At 33.2% G+C, this 23,135-nt stretch carries 22 protein-coding genes; 16 read left to right on the top strand and 6 right to left on the bottom strand.

Going from position 1 to position 23,135, the window contains the following annotated elements; genetic code table 11:
- The first annotated feature begins 1 nt into the window (after position 1).
- From V7719_RS02990 to V7719_RS02955, 8 genes are all read left to right on the top strand, one after another.
- Positions 2-1,243 carry a cation:proton antiporter gene (locus tag V7719_RS02990; protein WP_335728368.1) on the top strand — a complete coding sequence of 414 codons (1,242 nt, stop codon included), beginning with the start codon at positions 2-4 and terminating at the stop codon, positions 1,241-1,243.
- A gap of 1 nt (position 1,244) precedes the next feature.
- On the top strand, positions 1,245-2,132 hold the full coding sequence (locus tag V7719_RS02985) for a DUF6268 family outer membrane beta-barrel protein (RefSeq protein ID WP_335728367.1): 888 nt from the start codon (positions 1,245-1,247) through the stop codon (positions 2,130-2,132).
- 3 nt (positions 2,133-2,135) lie between these two features.
- Positions 2,136-4,133, top strand: a complete 1,998-nt coding sequence (gene ppk1, locus V7719_RS02980) for a polyphosphate kinase 1 (protein ID WP_335728366.1) — start codon at positions 2,136-2,138, stop codon at positions 4,131-4,133.
- Positions 4,130-4,756 carry a Pycsar system effector family protein gene (locus tag V7719_RS02975; RefSeq protein WP_335728365.1) on the top strand — a complete coding sequence of 209 codons (627 nt, stop codon included), beginning with the start codon at positions 4,130-4,132 and terminating at the stop codon, positions 4,754-4,756. Before ppk1 ends, V7719_RS02975 begins: the two co-directional genes overlap by 4 nt.
- 1 nt (position 4,757) lies before the next feature.
- Entirely contained in the window at positions 4,758-4,970 is a 213-nt protein-coding gene (locus V7719_RS02970) for a hypothetical protein (protein WP_335728364.1), read from the top strand.
- Between the two features lie 2 nt (positions 4,971-4,972).
- Positions 4,973-5,383 carry a hypothetical protein gene (locus tag V7719_RS02965; RefSeq protein ID WP_335728363.1) on the top strand — a complete coding sequence of 137 codons (411 nt, stop codon included), beginning with the start codon at positions 4,973-4,975 and terminating at the stop codon, positions 5,381-5,383.
- Positions 5,374-6,402 carry a Rieske 2Fe-2S domain-containing protein gene (locus tag V7719_RS02960; RefSeq protein ID WP_335728362.1) on the top strand — a complete coding sequence of 343 codons (1,029 nt, stop codon included), beginning with the start codon at positions 5,374-5,376 and terminating at the stop codon, positions 6,400-6,402. The genes V7719_RS02965 and V7719_RS02960 overlap by 10 nt, the downstream gene beginning before the upstream one ends.
- Before the next feature lie 96 nt (positions 6,403-6,498).
- Positions 6,499-7,293: a hypothetical protein gene (locus V7719_RS02955; protein ID WP_335728361.1), complete on the top strand. Its 795-nt coding sequence runs from the start codon at positions 6,499-6,501 to the stop codon at positions 7,291-7,293.
- Between the two features lie 5 nt (positions 7,294-7,298).
- Here the strand turns inward: V7719_RS02955 and V7719_RS02950 are convergent, their stop codons facing one another.
- The 4 genes from V7719_RS02950 to V7719_RS02935 form a co-directional block, all read right to left on the bottom strand.
- Positions 7,299-8,294 (bottom strand): App1 family protein, encoded by a 996-nt coding sequence (locus V7719_RS02950; RefSeq protein ID WP_335728360.1) that lies wholly within the window; start codon positions 8,292-8,294, stop codon positions 7,299-7,301.
- Positions 8,295-8,345: 51 nt separating this feature from the next.
- Positions 8,346-8,867: a hypothetical protein gene (locus tag V7719_RS02945; protein WP_335728359.1), complete on the bottom strand. Its 522-nt coding sequence runs from the start codon at positions 8,865-8,867 to the stop codon at positions 8,346-8,348.
- A gap of 114 nt (positions 8,868-8,981) precedes the next feature.
- On the bottom strand, positions 8,982-11,405 hold the full coding sequence (locus V7719_RS02940; RefSeq protein ID WP_335728358.1) for a sodium-translocating pyrophosphatase: 2,424 nt from the start codon (positions 11,403-11,405) through the stop codon (positions 8,982-8,984).
- A 114-nt stretch (positions 11,406-11,519) separates the two neighbouring features.
- A complete protein-coding gene (locus tag V7719_RS02935) occupies positions 11,520-12,047 on the bottom strand; it encodes an inorganic diphosphatase (RefSeq protein WP_335728357.1) in 528 nt (175 codons plus the stop codon).
- 315 nt (positions 12,048-12,362) lie between these two features.
- On the opposite strand from V7719_RS02935, the gene V7719_RS02930 reads away from it, so the two are divergent.
- The 6 genes from V7719_RS02930 to V7719_RS02905 all read left to right on the top strand — a co-directional run bounded on the left by V7719_RS02930 (position 12,363) and on the right by V7719_RS02905 (position 17,016).
- On the top strand, positions 12,363-12,815 hold the full coding sequence (locus V7719_RS02930; protein ID WP_335728356.1) for a TlpA family protein disulfide reductase: 453 nt from the start codon (positions 12,363-12,365) through the stop codon (positions 12,813-12,815).
- Positions 12,816-12,995: 180 nt separating this feature from the next.
- Positions 12,996-13,676 (top strand): hypothetical protein, encoded by a 681-nt coding sequence (locus tag V7719_RS02925; RefSeq protein ID WP_335728355.1) that lies wholly within the window; start codon positions 12,996-12,998, stop codon positions 13,674-13,676.
- A 218-nt stretch (positions 13,677-13,894) separates the two neighbouring features.
- Positions 13,895-14,449, top strand: coding sequence for a hypothetical protein (locus V7719_RS02920; RefSeq protein ID WP_335728354.1), 555 nt, complete (start codon positions 13,895-13,897; stop codon positions 14,447-14,449).
- A gap of 230 nt (positions 14,450-14,679) precedes the next feature.
- Positions 14,680-15,246, top strand: a complete 567-nt coding sequence (locus V7719_RS02915; protein ID WP_335728353.1) for a Crp/Fnr family transcriptional regulator — start codon at positions 14,680-14,682, stop codon at positions 15,244-15,246.
- Positions 15,247-15,338: 92 nt separating this feature from the next.
- A complete protein-coding gene (locus V7719_RS02910) occupies positions 15,339-15,791 on the top strand; it encodes a carboxymuconolactone decarboxylase family protein (RefSeq protein WP_335728352.1) in 453 nt (150 codons plus the stop codon).
- 262 nt (positions 15,792-16,053) lie between these two features.
- Positions 16,054-17,016 carry a hypothetical protein gene (locus V7719_RS02905; protein WP_335728351.1) on the top strand — a complete coding sequence of 321 codons (963 nt, stop codon included), beginning with the start codon at positions 16,054-16,056 and terminating at the stop codon, positions 17,014-17,016.
- 265 nt (positions 17,017-17,281) lie between these two features.
- Here the strand turns inward: V7719_RS02905 and V7719_RS02900 are convergent, their stop codons facing one another.
- The gene (locus tag V7719_RS02900; RefSeq protein WP_335728350.1) at positions 17,282-19,792 is read right to left on the bottom strand and encodes a DUF5686 and carboxypeptidase-like regulatory domain-containing protein; all 2,511 of its coding nucleotides are present in this window, start codon (positions 19,790-19,792) and stop codon (positions 17,282-17,284) included.
- A 154-nt stretch (positions 19,793-19,946) separates the two neighbouring features.
- The gene (locus tag V7719_RS02895) at positions 19,947-20,924 is read right to left on the bottom strand and encodes a pyruvate dehydrogenase complex E1 component subunit beta (RefSeq protein WP_335728349.1); all 978 of its coding nucleotides are present in this window, start codon (positions 20,922-20,924) and stop codon (positions 19,947-19,949) included.
- A gap of 331 nt (positions 20,925-21,255) precedes the next feature.
- On the opposite strand from V7719_RS02895, the gene V7719_RS02890 reads away from it, so the two are divergent.
- Positions 21,256-22,002, top strand: coding sequence for an electron transfer flavoprotein subunit beta/FixA family protein (locus tag V7719_RS02890; RefSeq protein WP_335728348.1), 747 nt, complete (start codon positions 21,256-21,258; stop codon positions 22,000-22,002).
- Positions 22,003-22,103: 101 nt separating this feature from the next.
- The gene (locus V7719_RS02885) at positions 22,104-23,066 is read left to right on the top strand and encodes an electron transfer flavoprotein subunit alpha/FixB family protein (protein WP_335728347.1); all 963 of its coding nucleotides are present in this window, start codon (positions 22,104-22,106) and stop codon (positions 23,064-23,066) included.
- Positions 23,067-23,135: the final 69 nt, after the last annotated feature.

Raw genomic sequence — 23,135 nt, 5'->3', positions numbered from 1 at the left:
TATGTTCGAATCTTTCAGTATTATATTTACAATTGCTGCTCTTTTTAATTACATTAATTATAAGTGGCTGAAACTACCAACGACTATTGGTTTAATGATTTTAAGTTTAATCTTAATCATTCCCATTACATTAAGTGAAACAGTATTTCCAGAGTTTTACACATTCTTTTGTGACATTATTGTTAATGCAGATTTTAAAACACTGTTACTCAATGGTATTTTAAGTTTTTTATTGTTTGCAGGCGCATTGCATGTTAATCTTGGAGCGCTTGCTCAAGAAAAAAAATCAATTTTTCTCTTTGCAACTTTAGGTGTCCTCATCTCTACATTTATAGTTGGTGGTTTAGTCTTTTTTGGCGCACAACTAATTGGCTTAGAATTACCTTTTCTACACGCACTTCTATTTGGTGCTTTAATATCACCAACAGATCCAATTGCTGTTATGGCCATTTTAAAAGAAGCAAATATTGCTAAAAGCTTAGGTATAAAAATCGAAGGAGAATCCTTGTTTAATGATGGTATTGGTGTTGTTGTTTTTTCTGGAATTTTGTTAATTGCTACAGCTACAGGCGAGCACAGCACAGCAGAGATAGGAGCAGAAATAGGAACACTGTTTCTTGAAGAAGCCGTAGGCGGATTACTATTTGGATTATTAATTGGTTTTATCGGATTAAAGTTTATTAAGTCGTTAAATAAAAACCCTCAATTAGCAGTTATGATAAGTCTTGCTGTAGTAATGGGTGGAACGGCTGGAGCCTTTATTTTACATATTTCTGCTCCACTAGCAATGGTTGTAGCAGGATTATTAATTGGACATAAATTACACGTAAGTGAAGATAAAAACCCTGTACAAAAAGCCATCAACAGCTTTTGGGAGATTTTAGATGATGTATTTAATGGAATTTTATTTGTACTTATTGGGCTTGCCATTCACTTATTAGAGTATAATACAAGTTATATTTTGTTAGGTATTCTTGCCATAGTAATTGTACTTCTTGCAAGATTCATCTCTGTATTTATACCATATTCTTTATTAAAACACGAAGAAGAAAAACCAATTAAAACCATAGCTGTTTTAACTTGGGGAGGATTACGAGGTGGTATTTCCATCGCGCTAGCATTAAGTTTAAGTAAAGAACTTTCAGGAGAATTAATACTTCATATAACATATGTCATCGTGTTATTTTCTATTATTGTACAAGGTCTAAGTATTGGTCGTTTTGTTAAAAAATTATATAAATAACATGAAACACACATTTGTTTTTGTATTACTATTTTTTAGTGCTTTTTATAGTTATGCCCAATTAAGTGATTTGGCTAGAATTGATTTTACAATCATTCCAAAAAATAGTTCGGGTATTGAGTATACTAGAAATAGAGCATTATTTAATTACCCAATAAAGTTAAAAAAGGAAAAAGAGTTTTTATTATTAGGACTAGATTATAGTAATATTCATTTGAACATTGAGGAGACCAATCTTCCATTTAATAAAGAAGCACTTGATGATTTTCAGATTTTAGATTTAAATATTTCATATACAAAACCTTTAAAAAACGATTGGCGTCTTGGATTAAGGTTAACACCAGGGTTTAGCACAAATCTAACAGCGAGAAGTTTATCATTTGAAGATCTTACATTATCTGGTTTAGTCGCATTTATAAAGGATAAAAAAAATGACAAAAATGAAAGTCGCCCTTGGAAACTCACTATTGGTGTGTATTATTCAGATAATGGAGGTTTTTCTTTTCCATTACCATTTATAAGTTATTATAGGAAATTTCGAGAAAAATGGTCCTTTAATTTAGGAGTTCCCAAATCTAATTTGCAATATCATTTAAATGAAAATCATAGAATTAAATTCATAACAGAACTTGAAGGGTATAATTCTAATATTCAAGGTCGGTTAAATGTTTCTAACACTAATGATAACGCAACAACAATAAAAATGTCATTATTATTAAGTGGCTTGCAATATGAATTTCACTTTAAAAAGCATTTTCAATTTTATACTAAAGCTTCATACATACTCTCTAACAGTGTGAAATTAAGAAACAATAATGGCACTAACATTTTCACTATTGATAACGACCCTCGCCTTTATATAAGAGCAGGAATACGATTAAAAATATAGTTTATGTCACTAATCAGTAAGAATTATTACAATAGAGATTTATCCTGGTTGCGATTTAATCACCGTGTGCTTCAAGAGGCTGCGGATATTAGAAACCCATTATATGAGCGATTAAAATTTTTAGCCATTTTCTCTTCTAATTTAGATGAGTTTTTTAAAGTCCGTGTCTCTGCCATTAGGCAAATTAAAGAGTTGGACAAACCTTTACGTAAACGACTTATCACAAAACCAAATAAGCTTTTACGAAGTATAAAAAAGGAAGTTGACCTCCAACAAAAGGAGCTTGGTCGAATATTTTATACAGAAATTGTTCCTGAGCTTGAAAAAAATCATATTCACTTACTTTCGCATAAAGAGTGTGACAATACACATCAAGAATTCCTTAAAACCTATTTTAACAACCATTTACAGAACAACAATATATTGAAGGTGTTAGATGAGCCTTTTGTTGAAACCGACGCCTTATACCTTGTTGCATTAAATACGACAGGAGATTTGTTTTGGTTTAAAATTCCAGAGCAAGTCCCTAGATTTATCTCCTTACCAAAATCCAAGAATAAAAATTGTATTCTGTTTATTGATGATGTGTTAAAATCTAATCTTGAAGAAATCTATCAAACTACATTTTACGCCATTAAAATTTCAAGAGACGCCGCATTGTACATTGAGAACGAATACTCAGGAAATCTTTTAGAAAAAATAAAAGCGGCATTACCCAATAGAAGTGCTGGACAAGTTACAAGAGTTTTAATAGATGGTTTTATGCCTTCTGCATTGATTAATAAATTAAAACTGGCTTTAGACTGCAATGATACAGATATTGTAAAAGGAAGCGTTTATCATAATTTTAAAGATTTTTTTCAGTTTCCAAATCCTACTAAAAAATCATTCTCCTTTAAAAAATTACCACCTATTAGTAATAGAGAATTACAAAAATACACGAGTGTTTTAGAGGCTATAGATGACAAAGACCGTTTATTATGTTTTCCGTATGAATCTTTTAATGATGTGATTCGATTAGTTAAAGAAGCAGCAACCAACCTATCAGTAACCAAAATAAAGATTACACTTTACCGCATATCTAAAGATTCTATAATTGCAGAAACTTTGGCCAGAGCGGCTAAAAGCGGTAAAGATGTTTTTGTTTTTATTGAGACCAAAGCCCGTTTTGATGAAGAAAACAACATTAAATGGGGAAAGGCTTTAGAGGAAAGCGGCGCAAAAGTAACCTATAGTTATCCTGGTATAAAAATACATTCCAAAATTCTATATATAGAAAAGAAAGAAAACGATGTCATTAAAAGCTATACTTATATTGGTACGGGAAACTTTAATGAAAAAACCGCGAAAATTTATACCGATTTTGGTTTAATGACGAGTCATAAAAAAATCACTTCAGAAATAGTGCAAGTATTTCAGATATTAGAAGGTGCTCTTATTCTTCCTAAAACAAAAAAACTATTAGTCTCTCCATTTTCAGCAAGAAAAAAATTCATAAAATTGATTCATACCGAAATAGCTAATGCAGAAGACGGAAATATAGCTTATATTATATTAAAAATGAATAGTCTTGAAGACAAAGAGATGATTGATTTACTCTACAAAGCAAATAATGCAGGTGTAAAAATACGACTCTTAATTAGGGGGGTTTGTTGTTTAGTGTCTGGCGTAAAAGGTCAAAGTGAGCATATTACTGTTACGAGTATTGTGGATAGGTTTCTAGAACACGGAAGGGTTTATGTTTTCGGAAATAATGGTTCTGAAAAAATGTATCTTGGTTCAGCAGATTGGATGACAAGAAACTTAGACCATAGAATAGAAGTTATAACGCCTGTACTTGATTTTGATGTTTATTCTAAAATCAAAACCATTTTACAGTTGCAATTAGACGACAACGTAAAATCAAGAATTGTAGACTCAAAACAAGAAAACAAATATGTTGATACTTCATTTAATAATCACGAAAGCTCTCAACATTTAATTTACAAACAGCTATTATGAGCGATAAATTAAAAGAAAAAGCAGAAGATAAATATTTAATGGAAGAATTAAATATTGATAAAGACGCACTAAAACAATTAAAAAAGAAACTTGCAAAAGTCGCACCAAGATCTGAAAGAGGTGTTGAAACGTTGTTTAGATTATTGTCTAAAAACCAATATACATTAAATACAATGATAGATACAAAATCAAATATTTTGATATCTATAAATGCTTTAATCTTATCATTAATACTAGGTACTGTAATGAGCCAATTGAGCTCAGATCCACACCTTATTTATCCTGTTATAATGATATTAATCACCAACCTAGCATCGATAGCCTATGCGATTTTTGCAACTCGCCCAGAACTAGTTCATGGAAAAAGCGAAACAAGGAACCTCATGTTTTATGGCAATTTTCAAGATATGGAAGAAAGTGAATATGTTAGTAATATTACAAATTTAATGAATGAAGGCGATGAGCTATATAAAACCATAGCCAAAGACACTTACTATTTAGGAAAAACGATAGACCGAAAATTTAAGTTACTTCGTAAATCGTTTAATATTTTTTTAATAGGAATTATTTTATCAGTGATAGCTTTTGTTGGTTGTCACGCGTTATTTGGAAATTTAATTTAATATGGAAACAGTCATCAACGTTTTTTTAGCCGTTCTAGGAATTTACTTTGCAATAGGATTACTTTTTGGATTCTACTTCCTCTTTATAGGTGCGACTAAAATAGATCCTCTAATGCAAGACACAAAAAAGAAAGTTCGTCTTTTATTATTGCCAGGTGTAATCGCTACTTGGCCATTTTTAATAGGACGATTATTCAAATCTAAAACTGTTTAATTATGACTTCAGGATTACGTAAAGCACATAAATACATTTGGTTATTACTCATCATCGTTGTTCCTGTGATTATGGTTTTTTCAATTAAAGATTTAGACATCTTTTCTTCAGAAAACAACACAGCATCTCAACTTATGGGTTCAAAAAAAGTGAGTCTCAATTCATTTGAAAATGATATCGTAAAAACTTCTGTTTTTGAAAGTCATATAGAAATCATTTTAAAATCTACCTTAAAAAATTCATCGTCTATAGTATACGACATGGATGAAAAAGGAAACAAATCTAATGTCATCGGACAATTAACCACAGCAGGAATATACAACTTCAACATTAATAGTCTACCAAAAGGAATCATAATTTATGATGATTTAAAACACGTAGAAATAACTAAATTTTCATTTAAATGGGATTAGATTATCAACTCGTACTTTGGAATAAGCACAAGAAAACTTATGATAAAATAATAGGAGCAAGCATGTTGCTTTATATCATTTTGTTTGCCGCTATAACTTTGATTTTTAATTCGGAAACGAGCATAGAAACATTGATTATTAGAGCCTTTGGATCCTTAGCCATTACTATGCTTCATATTATTTTAGTTATTGGTCCTTTAGCTAGATTAAACACAAGTTTTCTGCCTATACTCTGCAACCGAAGACATCTAGGCGTCAGCATGTTTATTGCGGCTTTGATTCATGGTGGTTTTTCCATGTTTCAGTTTCATGCCTTAGGCGATGTAAATCCTGTGTACTCTATTTTTACATCTAATATGGATTATGGCTCGTTGACTAACTTTCCGTTTCAGGTTTTAGGTTTTTTAGCATTGCTGATCTTATTTATTATGGCTTCTACGAGTCATGATTTTTTCCTCGGAAATCTATCTGCAACCATTTGGAAACGATTACATATGATGGTCTATTTTGCCTATGCTTTAATAATTGCTCATGTCTTTTTAGGCGCTTTTCAGCAAGAAACCTCTCTATTTACAATCGGAATTATGATTATAGGGTTTTTCGTAGTTGCAAGTCTTCATTTGATTACTGCTTTTAAAGAACGTAAAATTGATAGGGCTAAAACTATAGAAAAGGAAGGTTGGCTAAACGTTTGTGACATTTCAGAAATTGAAGACGATCGCGCAAAAATATTTACCGTCGACAATGAGCGCGTTGCCATTTTTAAATACGACGGCAAATTATCTGCCATTCATAATGTGTGCAAACACCAAGGTGGCCCATTAGGTGAAGGAAAAATTATTGACGGCTGTATTACTTGTCCTTGGCATGGCTATCAATACTTACCCAGTAATGGGCAATCTCCTCCTCCATTTACTGAAAAAGTGACGACATACGAATTGAAGCTTGAAGGAGAAACAGTATATATTAATCCGAAAGCATTTGACGAAGGCACTGAAGTTAAACCCTGTAATTATTGATCTATGAAATGAGAATAACTAAAAATTTTAATATAAATATGGATTCTTACAATGCGAATTACATTTAACAATTAAAAAAACAATAAATATATCCAGATGAAAAAGAATGATGAGTTTTATGTGTCCTACCTCGAAGGAAGTTTAGGTGTGAAAACTAAAAAGGTTTTAAAACGGTTTGCGATTAGCGCTATTCTACTCCTATCTGTATCTGCATTGTTATTTAGCTTTTCTCAGAAACCTTTTAAAAACGCCTCTTTTGAATTATTGAGCGAAACCAAAATAACAGGAACCTTTCATGAAAGTCCATATCCTATGTTGCGTGTAGAAGTTGCTGAAAATACGTTTAAGAATATTCTTTTGGTGGGGTTTGGGAAATCGAGTGTAAATCCATATCTAAAAAGTATTATTGAAGAGACTAAAGACATCAAGGGTAAAACTTTAACAATTGAAGGTAATTTAATTTACTATAATGGGAAAACATTGATGCAAATTACAAATGATGAAAAGGTAACATTATCTAAAGCCAATGCTTCAAATAAAATACCTTTACAAAATGTAATAAGTAAAATGACCTTACAAGGAGAAATCATAGACCCGAAATGTTATTTTGGAGTTATGAAACCTGGTAAAGGAAAAATCCATAGAAGTTGTGCTGTACGCTGTATTTCTGGTGGCATTCCGCCAGTACTAGCAACTACGGATGATAATAATATTTCGCAATATTACTTACTAACCGATTTAACGGGAAACCCTATAAATCAAGAGGTGCTTCCTTTTATTGGAAAACCCTCAGAAATTAAAGGAACTGTTCAAAAAATGGAAGATTGGTATTTATTAAAGATTAATCCAAAGGATATAAAAGTAACCAGTGAGCTATCCAATATCTATTAAATTCATCACTTAATAAACCCATTTTGTCTCGCATGATCAATAGCTTGTGCACTACTTTCAACTAATAATACTGGTGTCTGTTTGTAATCTTTAAAAAGCGATGTTACACGACCCATTTTCTTTTTATGTTTTACACTTCTTAAATAGATAGCAGCAACTTGGGATGGGAATTCTTTCGCAACATCCATATAAATATCAGCATCACTCTCTCCGCTGTCTCCTATTAGAATAAACTTTAGCTTCGGGTAGGTTTTTAAAATATTGACGGTTTCGATATGCTTTTGAGGTCGATCGCCAGATTTCTTTTTAAATATATCCTTAAAACTTCGTAATAAGATTGGCCCTTTAGGGAAGGCATTTTGCTTTAAAAAGAATTCGAGGTAACGGTATAAATTCCACGGACTATGACTCACATAAAAAATGGGGTTGGCGTTTTCACCAGATGAACCACGATGTAATTTATGATAGAGGTCTGCTGCGCCTTCTAATGGAATTCGACTGGTAGCACTTTTAAAAATACTATTGAGCAATACTTTCCATTTGAGTGTCGACACGACTCCAGTATGAATAATGGTATCATCAATATCGCTAATCACTCCAAATTCGGCTTGAGTATTAGCTATTAATAATTCACCAGGAAATCTGTTGGAATTTTGAATACTTCGTTTGATATTAACATCATCATATGAGATCTCAAAGTTGAGCCAGCCTTTGTCATTTGCTAAAGCACTTAATCCATCTAGCTGCTCATCAATCTTAAAATAGCCATGATCGTCAGTAACAGTATTTAAAACAGTGCCATTAGGCAAAGTGATTTTGAGTTCTGTGTGTTTAATTTCATCCGTTTCAAAACGCTTCCAAGAATTAATAAACAATCCAAATAGGCCCTTTTGTTCTAAGTTAATCGTTTCATCCTCAAGAGCACGTCCACGCATATAAAAATGGGTGTTTGTACCATAACTTTGAAACGTAATAATTTGTAAAGGGTCTTTTTTGAACACTAACCGACGAAATTAGACCTTGAAGATACTAAAATCATAAAAAATAAGGACTTATAAGTTGTTGTAATTAATATTAATTTTGATAAGTCGCTCAATATCAGCTTTTATTTTTGACAGCTGATCCATAAGTGTTGTATGTTCTGTTTTCAAAAGGCGCATTGATGCCATAAGATTATCTTTTCCGCAGTCATCATTAGTCAGCTTACAAATAGCCAAATCATGTTCAAGGTTGCCAACTTTATGATCTAAAGCATAAATTTTAGTAACCACTGATTTAAATTTATTTTTGCTCTCTGAAATTTGTTTTATGGATTGCGGAAGTGCTGTTATTAAATTGTCTAGAACACGTTCAAAATTGATATTAACACCGGAATGCGCACAACCCAAACGCTTGTTTCTCTGTTTGATCTCACAAAGTTTTACGCGATTAAAAACAATAGTGTCATCTTGTAAATTATGAATAGGGTTTTCATCAACATCTGTTACTACTTTCTCATGGTGCATTTGACACTGCACAATTTGAAAAGATTGAATAGTCTCAAGTATTTGCAATATATTGTTTGTATTCTGCATTCCGTAGATAAATATAAAAGAATACAAACAGTTACCAATAGGTAGAAACACCTGTTTATTAAGCAATAAAAAAGCCACGATTAACGTGGCTTTTTTTATATATGTGAAATCGTGTTATTCTTTAATAACTTCCATTTTTTTAATCACTTTCTTAGCATCGCCTTCAACAGTAGAAACTGTCTTTTCAAAAGCCATTACTTTAGCATCAACCTCAGCTTCAGTTCCTGAGAATATTTCCTCTTTAGTCACTTCTTCTCCGTTTTCAACAGTCGTATATGTAATTGTTGCTTCAGCTAAATCTTTAGAAGAATCAATAACTCTTTCAACCTCTATTTCATTGCCAGCTACTCCTGTTTCCGAATCATGTCCACCTAAAATTGGCGCGATTACTAAACCGATCAAACACGTTAATTTGATTAAGATGTTCATTGATGGTCCAGATGTATCTTTAAAAGGATCTCCAACTGTATCTCCAGTAATTGCAGCTTCATGAGCAGCAGAACCTTTATGTGTCATCTCTCCATTAATCATCACTCCAGCTTCAAAAGACTTCTTAGCGTTGTCCCAAGCACCTCCAGCATTGTTTTGGAAGATTGCCCATAACACACCAGAAACTGTAACACCAGCCATATAACCACCTAACATTTCAGCAATAGCTAAATTGTCCATACCAAATAACATTGGTACAAAAGCAATCACTAATGGAAATCCTATAGTTAACAAACCGGGTAACATCATTTCTTTTAAAGACGCCTTAGTTGAAATCGCTACACATTTATCATATTCTGGTTTCCCAGTACCTTCCATAATTCCAGGAATCTCTCTAAACTGACGACGTACTTCTTCTACCATTTCCATAGCTGCTTTACCCACAGCATTCATTGCTAAAGCAGAGAATACTACTGGTACCATTCCACCAACAAATAACATTGCTAATACTGGTGCCTTAAAGATGTTAATTCCGTCAATTCCTGTAAACGTTACATAAGCGGCAAATAATGCTAATGACGTTAATGCTGCAGAAGCAATAGCAAATCCTTTTCCGGTAGCTGCTGTTGTGTTACCAACTGCATCTAAAATATCTGTTCTTTCTCTTACGATTGGTTCTTGTTCGCTCATTTCAGCAATACCACCTGCATTATCAGATATTGGCCCAAAAGCATCAATTGCTAATTGCATTGCAGTTGTTGCCATCATTGCAGAAGCGGCTAAAGCAACTCCATAAAATCCTGCAAAAGCATAAGAAGACCAAATTGCACCAGCAAATAATAATACTGATGGAAATGTAGAAATCATACCTGTTGCTAAACCTGCAATAATATTTGTTCCTGCTCCTGTTGAGGATTGTTGTACTATTTTTAAGATTGGAGATTTTCCTAATCCTGTATAATATTCTGTTACAGATGAAATCCCTGCTCCAACGACTAAACCAACTAAAGTTGCATAGAATACACGCATTGAAGAAATTTCTTGTAAACCTTCACCAAAGAAGTTCATTTGCATAGTTTCTGGTAACATCCAAGTTACTAATCCAAAACATGATATAGCAACTAAACCTATAGACACCCAGTTTCCTACGTTTAAAGCACCCATGACTTGAGATTCTTTAGCGTCGTTACTTTTTATTTTCACTAGCATCGTCCCAATTAAAGAAATAATAATTCCAACTCCAGCAATAGACATTGGTAATAAGATTGGACCAATACCACCAAAGGCATCAGCAATATTTCCACCCATATCTTTAATCACATAGTTTCCTAAAACCATTGCAGCCAAAACTGTAGCTACATAAGAACCAAATAAATCGGCTCCCATACCTGCAACATCTCCTACATTATCTCCAACGTTATCTGCAATAGTTGCAGGATTACGAGGATCATCTTCCGGAATACCAGCTTCTACTTTACCAACTAAATCAGCACCTACATCGGCAGCTTTGGTATAAATACCACCACCAACACGCGCAAATAATGCAATTGACTCAGCTCCTAATGAGAACCCTGCTAATGTTTCTAACACAATAGTCATTTTATCTACAGAAAAAACGCCTTCTGCTCCACCCATAAAGTAATGGTAGAAAAAGATAAAGAAACCTGTTAAACCTAATACAGCCAAACCTGCAACACCAAGACCCATTACAGTTCCACCTCCAAAAGAGACTTTAAGTGCATTTGGCAAACTCGTACGAGCAGCTTGTGTTGTTCTTACGTTGGTCTTAGTAGCAATTTTCATCCCCATGTTTCCTGCGTAAGCAGAAAATATAGCACCAAAAATAAAAGCGATTACAATAAGCCAGTGTGTTGTATCAACAAGAAGAGATACTACAAAAAGTAAAACACTTACGATAACTACAAATATTGCTAGTAATCTATATTCCGCATTTAAGAATGCTAATGCACCTTCGTAGATATGATCTGAAATTTCTTTCATTTTACCATCTCCAGCGTCTTGTTTCATAACCCATGACTTTTTAATAAGCATGTAAATTAATCCTATAAGCGCCAAAGCTATTGGCAGGTAAATCATCAATGATTCCATATTTTAATTGTATTTGATTTGTTATTTAGCTGGGCAAAAGTAGTGAAAACCATTAAAACTAAAAAACCCTACGTCTTTAATAACATAGGGTTTAATTTTAGAATTTCTATTTCTTTAAATAGTAAAGTTACCATTCGCTTTATGTTCACTGTTTTCGTATCTATCAATACACTTATTAAGGATATCGTATGCCTCTTCAGCATTTCCCCAACCACCAACGTCTACCTTCTTCTTTTCTAGGTCTTTATAAACCTGAAAGAAGTGTGTGATTTCTTTTATTCTGTGCGGATTCAAATCATTAATATCATTGTAGCTATTCCAGATTGGATCTGTTACAGGTACACAAATTAATTTTTCATCGGGTCCTTTTTCATCTGCCATATGGAATACACCAATAGGTTTCACTTCCATCACACACATTGGAAATGTTGGCTCTGTCCCCATCACCAATACATCTAATGGATCACCATCTAGGGCTAAAGTTTCAGGAATAAACCCATAATCACCAGGATACATCATAGATGAGAATAACATACGATCAAAGCGTATTTTATTGAGTTCGAAATCGTACTCATATTTGTTTCGGCTCCCTTTTGGGATTTCTATCAATACATCAAAGGTTAATTTTCCTGCTGGTGTCATAATATATATGGTTTTAGTCCTACGGAAATAGGCTTTTTATTGTCTTTGTTATTTTTTTTTTAAATTCACAATGGCTTTAACGACAGTGAATTTCGGGCTGCAAAGATAGTGCATTGTTTGAGATTGGCAATTAAAAAATAGTCGAGATTTTAAATTTAGTGAAGAAGGATAAATGTTCTTTTCTCTGGAGAATATTATGGGATATATGGTATATTCATCTCAATAAAACCTGTTACCTATAAGTAAAAAAAAGCATGTAAATCAGGCTACTTTTGGGGTGTCGTTCTTGGAATACTATTTATAACATTTAATGTTATGGCATTGCCGATCATTAGTAAATACTCTGAAAGTCAAATTCATAAAATTGATTTTTCTAGTCTAGTGCTAAAGAAGTTAAATGGTGAAACCATATCACTTAAAAAACTATCAAATTCAAAAAAGGTAGTTATTAATTTCTGGGCAACTTGGTGTAGACCGTGCCGGACTGAAATGCCAATAATGGAACAGGCTTATAAAAGCGTTAAGGATGATTACGTGTTTGTAATGATTAATGATGAAAATGTTGAGACTACGCAGAGATATATAAATGAAAATAATTATTCTTTTGAATTTGTTCAAATGAATAGAGAGGCATTCATAAAGAATGGAATTATGGAACGTCCAACTACATTACTGTTAGATTCTAATTTCAATATCAAAGAGATTCTAATTGGTGAAATTCCTCAAAAAAAAGGAGAAGAATTCGTTGATTTTATAAATGGTCTTTAGCCTATTACCTCTGCAAACACCGTGTATAGGTAATTGTTTAATAGTGTATAAAGATTATCACGGAAATTCTGCCGAACTTCCTTTACGCTGTTTCTTTTTACTATCTTAGTGCTCATGGCAACTAACCAAGCACAAAACCGTTGTGCTTCATTATGACCAACCAATAAACAATGATAAAATATGAAACGTATTATTTCAGCATTTGTTTTTACAGGAATATTGATTTCTTGTAATTCATCAGACAAAACAAAACCGACAATACAGGAATCCTCTACTACGGAAACTGTAACAGAAAGCACATCAAATGATATCAATAAACTATTAAAGACTATTGATACTGATGAAGCTTTAATTGCAACAGCATTAATGGCTGCTCCTAAAGAAAGCAGATCGGAATGTAAAGTTATTGGATATAATATGGCAGGTGAATTTGTAACGTTGCGAGAAGGAGATAATGAATTTATTGTTCTTGCAGACAATCCTAATCAGGATGGATTTAATGCCGCATGTTATCACAAAGACCTTGAGCCCTTTATGGCAAGAGGAAGAGCCTTAAGAGCAGAAGGAAAGACAGGACAAGAAATCTTTGCTATCCGTGAAGCAGAAATGAAATCAGGTCAACTTAAAATAACTCCTGGATCGACTTTGCACATCTACTTCGGGGCAAAAACAATGTTTGACTTTGAAACCTCAAAAGTTGAAGGTGCTCAACTCCGCTATGTGGTATATATGCCTTGGTCCACATCAGAATCTACTGGTTTGCCAGAAGCTCCAATGGCTCCAAATCATCCTTGGATTATGAATCCCGGAACACATAGAGCTCACATTATGATTTCACCTTTACCAGAAGATGGAGAGTAGCCTTAATGAGGAATTAAAAGAAATGATATTACTGATATAAGCAGAACTAAAAAAGCGGAAATAGCGAAAGCACGACGCTGTATATAATTAATTGGTCGTTCTGCCGACATTCAGAATCCCAAGCATTGGGATTCCTCTGGTTCGTTTTCTATTTAATAACTTAGTTCTTACCAACGTAATTAACCATACACGAACACATAAGCAAACATAAAAAGCAAATGAAAAATTCATCACCTGAGATTGTATCTATAGTGGTTTTTAATAGTATCAAAGAAAACTTTCAATTGGAATACGAAAACTGGCAAAGTCGAATTGGTGAAAAAATAAAAGAATTTAATGGTTTTATTGGAATATCTAACAAGAAGCTGGAAGGTATAACTAACGAATATTTCACTATTTTTCAATTCGATACTTCATATAATTTGAGTAAATGGCAAAATTCAGATATTCTAAAAGAATATTTAAATGAATTGAAGCAATATTCAATTTCTGAATCAAAAGTTAGTCAGCATGATGGGCTAGAAATTTTCTTTGGTAAAACTGAGACAGCAACACAATCTACTCCTTTCTACAAAAAGGTGGTTCTTGGCGTAATTGCAGTATATCCGTTAATAATAGTAGTTGGAAAGTTATATGATTGGCTTAATCCTTGGGCAGAAAAAATCCCATTTGAAATAGGATTGTTTTTTCAGGTTATTGTAATTTCTGCTTTAATGACATATCCAGTGATGCCCACATTAGCAAAAATTCTTCATAAGTGGCTGACTAATTAGAAACGATATCTAATTGAATCTATTCAAAAATGATTATGAATTTAAAGGTTAAACACAATAATACGAATTAAGACAAACAGTTGCTAACAACGTATAAAAGCAATAGCGGTTTAAAGTTAAACCTTACCTCTATTTTATTTTAATTAAGTATTTTGCAAACTAAGAGCTAGTACTATTTAACCGCAATTGCTCATATACAAACCGTTGGCAAGAATAAAATTTCAACCGAAATGAAGGAGCAAATCAAAAAACATTTTAGTCGATATGTTGAGTTTAGCGACGTAGAAATAGATGAAATCTATTCAAAATTAACTCAAAAAACTTTCGACAAAAAAGACTATTTGCTTAAAGAAGGCCAAATATGCAAGAGCAATTATTTTCTACTAAGTGGTTTAATTCGCTCATTTTATATTGACAATAAAGGAAATGAAAAAATAACTCAATTTGCACTTGAAAATTGGTGGGTAACTAATATGGAAAGCTATATAAAAAATGTTCCTTCCTATTCATCTATTCAAGCAATTGAAAAAACTACAGCTCTAATAATTGACAAAGTAGAATTAGAAAAGTTATTTAACTCCATTCCAAAACTTGAAAGATTTTTCAGAATAATTACCGAAAATATGTTAATTGCAATTCAACGTAGAAACGACATATATCTACAAATGAAAAGTAAAGATAGATATGATGATTTAATACAACACTTTCCTGTTTTCGCCCAAAGAGTTCCTCAATATATGATAGCATCATATTTAGAAATTACACCTCAATATTTAAGTGAATTAAGAAAAAAGTAATCTTTTTTCATTTCTTAAGATGCCTTAATCTCTAGGGAATTGATAGGTGATAAATTTGTGCCATAAATTAATCGTTAAAACAATTAAATATTATGGAACGGATATCGTATCAAGAAGTACCTGTAGAAATCTTTGAAAAATTAGGAGCAATTGAGGTTTATTTTGAGAACACCTCTATTGATAAACAATTTTTAGAATTGTTGAGATTAAGAATATCTCAAATGAATGGCTGTGCCTATTGTGTGGACATGCACAGCAAAGAATTGAAACACTTAGGTGAAACGGAATTAAGATTAAATTCACTATGTGTGTGGCAAGAAACACCGTATTTCTCTAAGAGAGAGAGAGCGGCATTGCACTTCGCTGAATTATTGACAAGAATTACAGATGAACCCTTAGCAGACCATTGCTATGATTCATTACTTGCTTTTTTTTCAAAAGAGGAAATATGTAATCTTACACTAGCAATCTCTCAAATTAATACTTGGAACAGGTTGATGAAAGTTTTCCGATTTACGCCTGGAAACTATAAAGTAAGTGAATAGAAAATGTTGCCAACAAGTTGTAAATAATAAGGATTCCAGTGCTCAGTCCAAAATTTACTGCATTTTATGCAGTCCACAAAATTGAAAAATAGTCAAGAATTAATAGTATAAAAAGATTTTAATAAAGTTATTGATCAAATAAAAATGTGCTGCAATAAAAGCTATATTTAATATAGTTTTTATTACTTTTCTCAAAATGAAGTGCCTTGAACAATGTTTGCCAAATTATCAGTTTCACATGTCTATTAAATAACGAAAAATTATGAGATTATTCATTTTATTACTTATTTCAATTCCAATTTTTACATACGGTCAAAATCCAATTTCTAAAGCATTTCTGAAAGACAGTCTAATTATTGTAAAAAGTAAGCCTTCCGAAGGATTTAATAATTCATATATCCTTTTTATACCGAAGGGAACTCTAAAGAATAAATTAACTTATCTATTAGTTGAGCCAAATAATACAGGCAAACTTTCTGATTCCATTGAGGTTCATAAAAGGAGCGCCATAAATTTAGCTTCTAAAAGCTCGGTTGGTAATAATGTTTCTACATATCTAAAAATCCCTCTTTTAGTCCCAATTTTCTCTCGGCCGGATTCCATACCACTTGTTTATACCCATGCATTGGATAGAGATGTTATTTTTGAAAAAGACAATAAATTAGAAAGATTAGACTTACAATTATTAGCAATGATTGAAAACGCTCAGGAGGTATTAAAAGACAATGGGATTTTAACATATGACAAAATTTTCATGAACGGATTTTCTGCTTCAGCCACATTTACAAATCGGTTTTTATTTATTCATCCCGAAAAAGTCAAAGCCGCAGCAATGGGTGGATATAATGGAGAATTAATGCTTCCATTGAAAAAATATAAAAACAAAGCATTTAATTACCCATTAGGAATCAATGATTTTGAAAAAATATTTAACAAAAAATTCAATAAAAATAGCTATCAATATATTCCACAATATATTTATATGGGTGCTTTAGATGAAAACGATGCCGTTCAGTTTGATGATGCATATGACAATATAGAACGGAATACCATAAACTCTACTCTTGGCAACAATGTTCAAGAAAGGGCGATAAATTGTCAAAATATTTATAAAAAAGAAAATATTTCAGCCCAATTTAAGACTTATGAAGAAGTAGGTCATTGGACCACATCATCAGTAAATTTAGATGTAATTAAATTCTTTTTGAAGCAATTACAAAAATAAAATCGCACACAACAACCTGTATAATAATTTGCTTTGTCCTCTCCTACTCAGAAAATCTTACTTATTAAGATGTTGCCGTTAATATTGGCACTTTAGTTTTGGTCAGTTCTATCATAGTTGGTGAGCAAGGTAAAGTTATTGGGATTGAAGCACAACCTATAACAATTACAACTTATAGATATAAATTATAGATCTATCAAATGCGAAAATCTAGTTCCTGTAATAGATGTGACTAGTTTAGAAACCGAATACCACTTCGGAGTTATTAAAAGTTAAATCCAAAACTTCCAGTAACACCAAAACGTCTGGCATCTGGATTGGTTAAGTAATTCCCTCTAAAGTTAAAATCGATACGGAGTATTTTAAAGATATTACCAATACCAAAACTGTACTCGTAATAGATATCCTCATTTGGAGCAACTAATGGTGTCTCCACTGGGTTCCCAGTCGTGTTCAATGCAATATTTCCACTAGATAAATCTCCCCAAACACCTCTTACACCAACAATAGCCCTTAAGTTGTATTTTTTAAGAAACGGAATGCGCGAGAATACGCGTCCATTAAAATTATGCTCCAGATGCAATGAGGTATAGGTATCGGTTACGAATTCATAAAAATCTAACTGCGGAAATGTGTTGTATATTGAAAAATAAGACTGGTTTCCGGGAACAACACTCAATAACGCTAATGGGACTTCACCAAAGGTTTTACCTGCTTCAACAGTCGTAGTTAAACGCCCAAAACCTCCTAATTGCCATGGCTGTCTGTAAGAAAACTGAACTTTAGTATAATTAAAATCACTATTAAATAAACTTTTATCACCTCTTGTGACTTGTGTAAACAGACTTGCAAAACCATCATTTGCTGTGCGTCGTTCTACTCCAAAACCTGTCATTTTTCGCTTTGGAAAATATGACAACGACAATGCCGTTTCAAACTGTTTCACTTCGGAAGACACACCTGTTATTGAATTTGGATCATTATAATCTAAACTAAAGGTTGGCGAAGCCGATTCCAAAGTTTTATATGTTCCACTAGTTCTTATGACAAAATTCCGTGATGGTTCAATTTCAAGAGACATGGTTGATAAATTAATGGTTGTTAATTTATCATTAGTTGCCGTACCAACTACTGCGGAAGAAGCTAAACTTCGACCCAATACGTCGGTCGATGAGGTGAGGTTTGCTCCTATTTGTTCCACGTCACGCCTATTTCCACCGGAAATGATAATCCGTCGTTTTTTATCCAACAACCATTTACCAGAAATACCGTATTTGAACTTATCATCTTTAAATCCGTAAGCTAAAAACCCTTCAACTCGCCAAAGGTCATTTGGACCAAAGTAAGTTCTTCCTCCAGTTCTTATTCTAACGCCCTCAACTTCATTGGTTCCAAACGTAGAAAATATAGGACCATAATCGAAGTTAATACTCGGAAATTCAATATAACCAGAAGCTAAAATACTACCAATGTTATACAAGCGCTTAAACTTTTTAACCGTTTTAAGCGTGTCCAACATTTTATAAACACCTCTTTCGTCTTTATTGAGTGATTCCATTCTGTTATCTTCCCAAAAGGTATCATCACGGTTGTAAGCATCTTCATTGTAGTTGTAAACTTCTTCATCATAGAATTTTTCATCCTTCGGAATATCAAATTCATAATTATCATATAGGGTTGTACGTTTTCCGTAGACACCACGCGATTTTTCCTTTTTATTAAGCGCGAAATCAGAGAGCATATAATCACGTTTAATCAAGAATAATGAATCGTTTAATACTTCAAATTCTTGCTCGATATAAATCTCTTTTACCCAGTTGATATTCGCACTTTTAGACGCTTGTAAATTAATATCTTTAATCGCATAAGTCGAATCGTTCACCCAAAAATCACCCTTAAACGTGAGTTCGTTTTTTCGTCTCGGATAATAGATAATATTGTAACACCATTTGTTATCGATGAAAGCACTATCAGACAATACATAATTATACGTTTGGACTCCTGTACGCGATAACGGACTCACAAAACTCTTGTCAAAAAACTTCAGATAGTTATCGTAGATATCAAAATCGGCATAGAGGTCATCTATAAAGTCAATGATAATTTGGTTATTGCTATACCCTGAGTTCTTATTTCCTTTGAGATCTACTTTCTCTTCTTTTAGCAAATTATCACCATACACTTTACTTACAGATTCATTAAGAAAAATAGGTAAATAGGTTTTCCCTGTAACACTAGAGGTATCAACTTCTTCAAAAACAAATTCCATCCCACGAAATAGCTTACTCTTAATAAGTGCGCTATCAATGGTATTTAAATCAAATTCTACTTTCTCGTATTTATCGTATTGGTATTGTTTAAACTGTCGTAAACCATTTTGACGTTTTCGTTCCCATATTTTTTTTAGGATTCCAATCGCAGGATTTTCGGAAGCCTTCTTAGATTGTTTTCCTGTAATAATTACCACTTCATCAAGTGCGCCAGCTTCTTCTTTTAGAATGAAATTTAAATCGTAATTGACTTTCTTTTCGAGTTTGATTTCTTTGCGTTCATAACCCAGAAATGAAATGATTAAGGTTTCCCAAGTGTTATCAGATTCTAGATAAAATCGTCCATCTTCATTAGTGATGGTGCCCTCGGTAGAGCCTTTAAACAATACATTAGCAAATGCGACAGGTTCGTTAGCTTCGTCGTAAACATGACCACTAACTTTGGTTTGGGCGAAAGACATTGCTATTCCGAAGAACAATAATAAAATAAGGAGCTTTCTTTTCATCTATATAACTATTTGCAATTTATTAGTAGTTAGGATTAATTCCGATTAGTCGAAATATAAATTGCAACCTAAATACCCAACAGGGGTTATTAATTAAAAAACTTCATCAACAATCGCTAATGAAGTTTTGATAACGCAAAAAATTGCGAGTTATTTATTTATACATCACTTTTTTTACTGCTTTAATTACCTCATCTTTATTTGGTAACCATTGCTCTAATAAAACAGGTGAATATGGTGCAGGTGTATCTGCAGTATTAATTTTTATAATTGGAGCATCTAAATAGTCAAATGCCTCAGATTGTACAAGATAAGTAATTTCTGTTGAAACGTTTCCAAAGGGCCAAGCTTCCTCAAGAACGACCAATCGATTCGTCTTCTTAACAGATTTTATAATAGCTTTTCTATCCATTGGACGAACAGTACGTAAATCGATAATCTCACAAGAGATACCTTCTTTTTCTAATTCGTCTGCCGCTTTGTATGCTTCTTTGATGATTTTTCCGAAGGATACAATCGTGACATCTGTACCTTCTCTTTTAATTTCGGCAACACCCAACGGAATCGTATACTCTCCTTCTGGCACTTCACCTTTATCACCATACATTTGCTCGCTTTCCATAAAAATCACGGGGTCGTCATCACGTATAGCCGATTTTAATAAACCTTTGGCATCATATACATTAGAAGGAATAACCACTTTTAAACCAGGTGTATTAGCGAACCAACTTTCAAAAGCTTGTGAATGCGTTGCTCCTAACTGACCTGCAGAACCGGTTGGCCCACGAAACACAATCGGACATTTCAATTGTCCGCCAGACATTTGTCTGATTTTAGCTGCATTATTTATAATTTGATCAATCCCAACTAAAGAGAAATTAAAGGTCATGTATTCAACGATTGGTCGATTACCGGTCATTGTCGATCCAATAGCAATACCCGCAAAACCTAGCTCTGCTATTGGTGTATCAATCACGCGCTTTGCACCAAACTCATCTAACATACCTTTTGAAGCCTTATAAGCTCCATTGTATTCTGCAACTTCTTCACCCATTAAGTAAATGCTTTCATCTCTGCGCATTTCTTCACTCATGGCTTCGCAAATCGCTTCTCTAAATTGAATTGTCTTCATGTATCAGTTTTTTAAACGAGTAGCAAAAATAATAATTATTGCGCATAAAATGACATAAAATTAAGGTTGAAAAATAGAATCAATTCTTAGATGCCATAATTTAACTATTATATTCATTTTTTTGACTCAAAATGATACTTAAAAACACCTTTTAAAAACTAAAGAATTGGATGATTAGTGATATGGATGATAATTCCTGAGATTTTCACAACTAAAGCTTACAAATTATAAATTTTCACAAATTTTACTATGCGTGCATAGTAAAATTCAAATTATTATAATTATCTTCGTGCACTAGAAAAAAACAACACTCAAAATAAATAATTTCGATATGAAAATATTAGTATGTATTAGTCACGTACCTGATACGACTTCAAAGATTAATTTCACTGATGACAATACAAAATTTGACACTAATGGTGTACAGTTTGTGATCAATCCTAATGACGAATTTGGTTTAACTCGTGCCATGTGGTTTAAAGAAAAACAAGGTGCAAACGTTACTGTTGCTAATGTTGGCGGACCAGAAACTGAACCAACGCTTCGTAAAGCCTTAGCTATTGGTGCAGATGCAGCCATTAGAGTTAATACAGAAGCAAAAGATGGATTTCAAGTTGCTAAGGAATTAGCAAACGTTGTAAATAATGGTGGTTACGACCTAGTCATTGCAGGTCGTGAATCTATTGATTACAATGGTGCCATGGTTCCAGGAATGATAGCCGCCTTAACCAATGCCAACTTTGTAACGAATTGTATCAATCTTGAAGTTGATGGCACAAATGCTACTGCTATACGTGAGATTGATGGTGGAAAAGAAACTGTAACTACAAGCTTACCATTAGTGATTGGCGGACAAAAAGGATTGGTAGAAGAGAGTGATCTTCGTATTCCAAACATGAGAGGTATTATGATGGCACGTAAAAAACCATTAACGATTGTAGATCCAACAAATGCAGCTGCTGAGACCAATTCGGTTAAATTTGAAAAGCCTGCTCCTAGAGGTGCAGTGACTTTAGTTGATGCAGATAATATTGATGAATTAGTGAATTTACTTCACAACGAGGCAAAAGTGATTTAATGCAACTCATACATTCCGGACTTATTTCGGAAATTTTGCCATATTTAAGAAAAGATTAATGAGATCCTGAATCAAGCTCAGGATAACAAAAAAGAAAAAACATGTCAGTTTTAGTATATACAGAATCAGATCAAGGAAAATTCAAAAAAGCAGCTTTAGAAGTTGCTTCATACGCCAAAGCAGTTGCAGACCAAATGGGAACAAGCGTTACTGCTGTAACAATTAATGCTGGAGACACTTCAGAATTAGGAAACTACGGTGTAGATAAAGTATTAAACGTTAGCAATGGTGATTTAGATACATTCAATGCGAATGCTTACGCCAGTGTTATTGAACAGGCTGCAAAGCAAGAAAACGCTAGCGTAGTTGTCCTTAGTTCAACTGCTGATAGTAAGTACTTAGCACCTTTAGTCGCTATAAAATTAGATGCCGGTTATGCCTCTAATGTTGTTGAAGCACCATCTAGCATATCGCCATTTACAGTAAAACGTACAGCATTTACAAATAAAGCATTCAACATCACATCTATTGATACAGCCAATAAAGTTGTAGGTGTTTCTAATAATTCATTTGGTTTGGTTGAATCTAACGGAAGTGCATCTTCGGAAGACTTCTCGCCTTCAGTTCCTGCATTAGGAGTAACCGTACAATCGGTTGACAAAGCGACAGACAAAGTTACTATTGCAGATGCTGAAATCGTAGTCTCTGGTGGTCGTGGATTAAAAGGCCCTGAAAACTGGGGAATGATTGAAGAATTAGCAGAAGTTTTAGGTGCAGCTACAGCGTGTTCTAAGCCTGTTTCAGATTTAGGATGGCGTCCTCACAGCGAACATGTTGGTCAAACAGGAAAGCCTGTTGCCTCAAACTTATATATCGCTATTGGTATTTCAGGAGCAATTCAACATTTAGCTGGTATTAATGCCAGTAAAGTAAAAGTCGTTATCAATTCAGACCCAGAAGCACCTTTCTTTAAGGCTGCAGATTATGGCGTTGTTGGTGATGCCTTTGAAGTTGTACCTAAACTCATTGAAAAATTAAAAGCATTTAAAGCTCAAAACGCCTAATTTTTTTTTAAATTGTAGCTTGAAAAGAGCTGTTTTGATTTGGTTCTTTATATATAATTCTGCATTTTG

Source organism: Psychroserpens sp., assembly GCF_036960315.1.
Classification (GTDB): domain Bacteria; phylum Bacteroidota; class Bacteroidia; order Flavobacteriales; family Flavobacteriaceae; genus Psychroserpens.
Note: the sequence above shows the minus strand (reverse complement) of the source record. Positions and strands in the feature narration are given on the sequence as shown.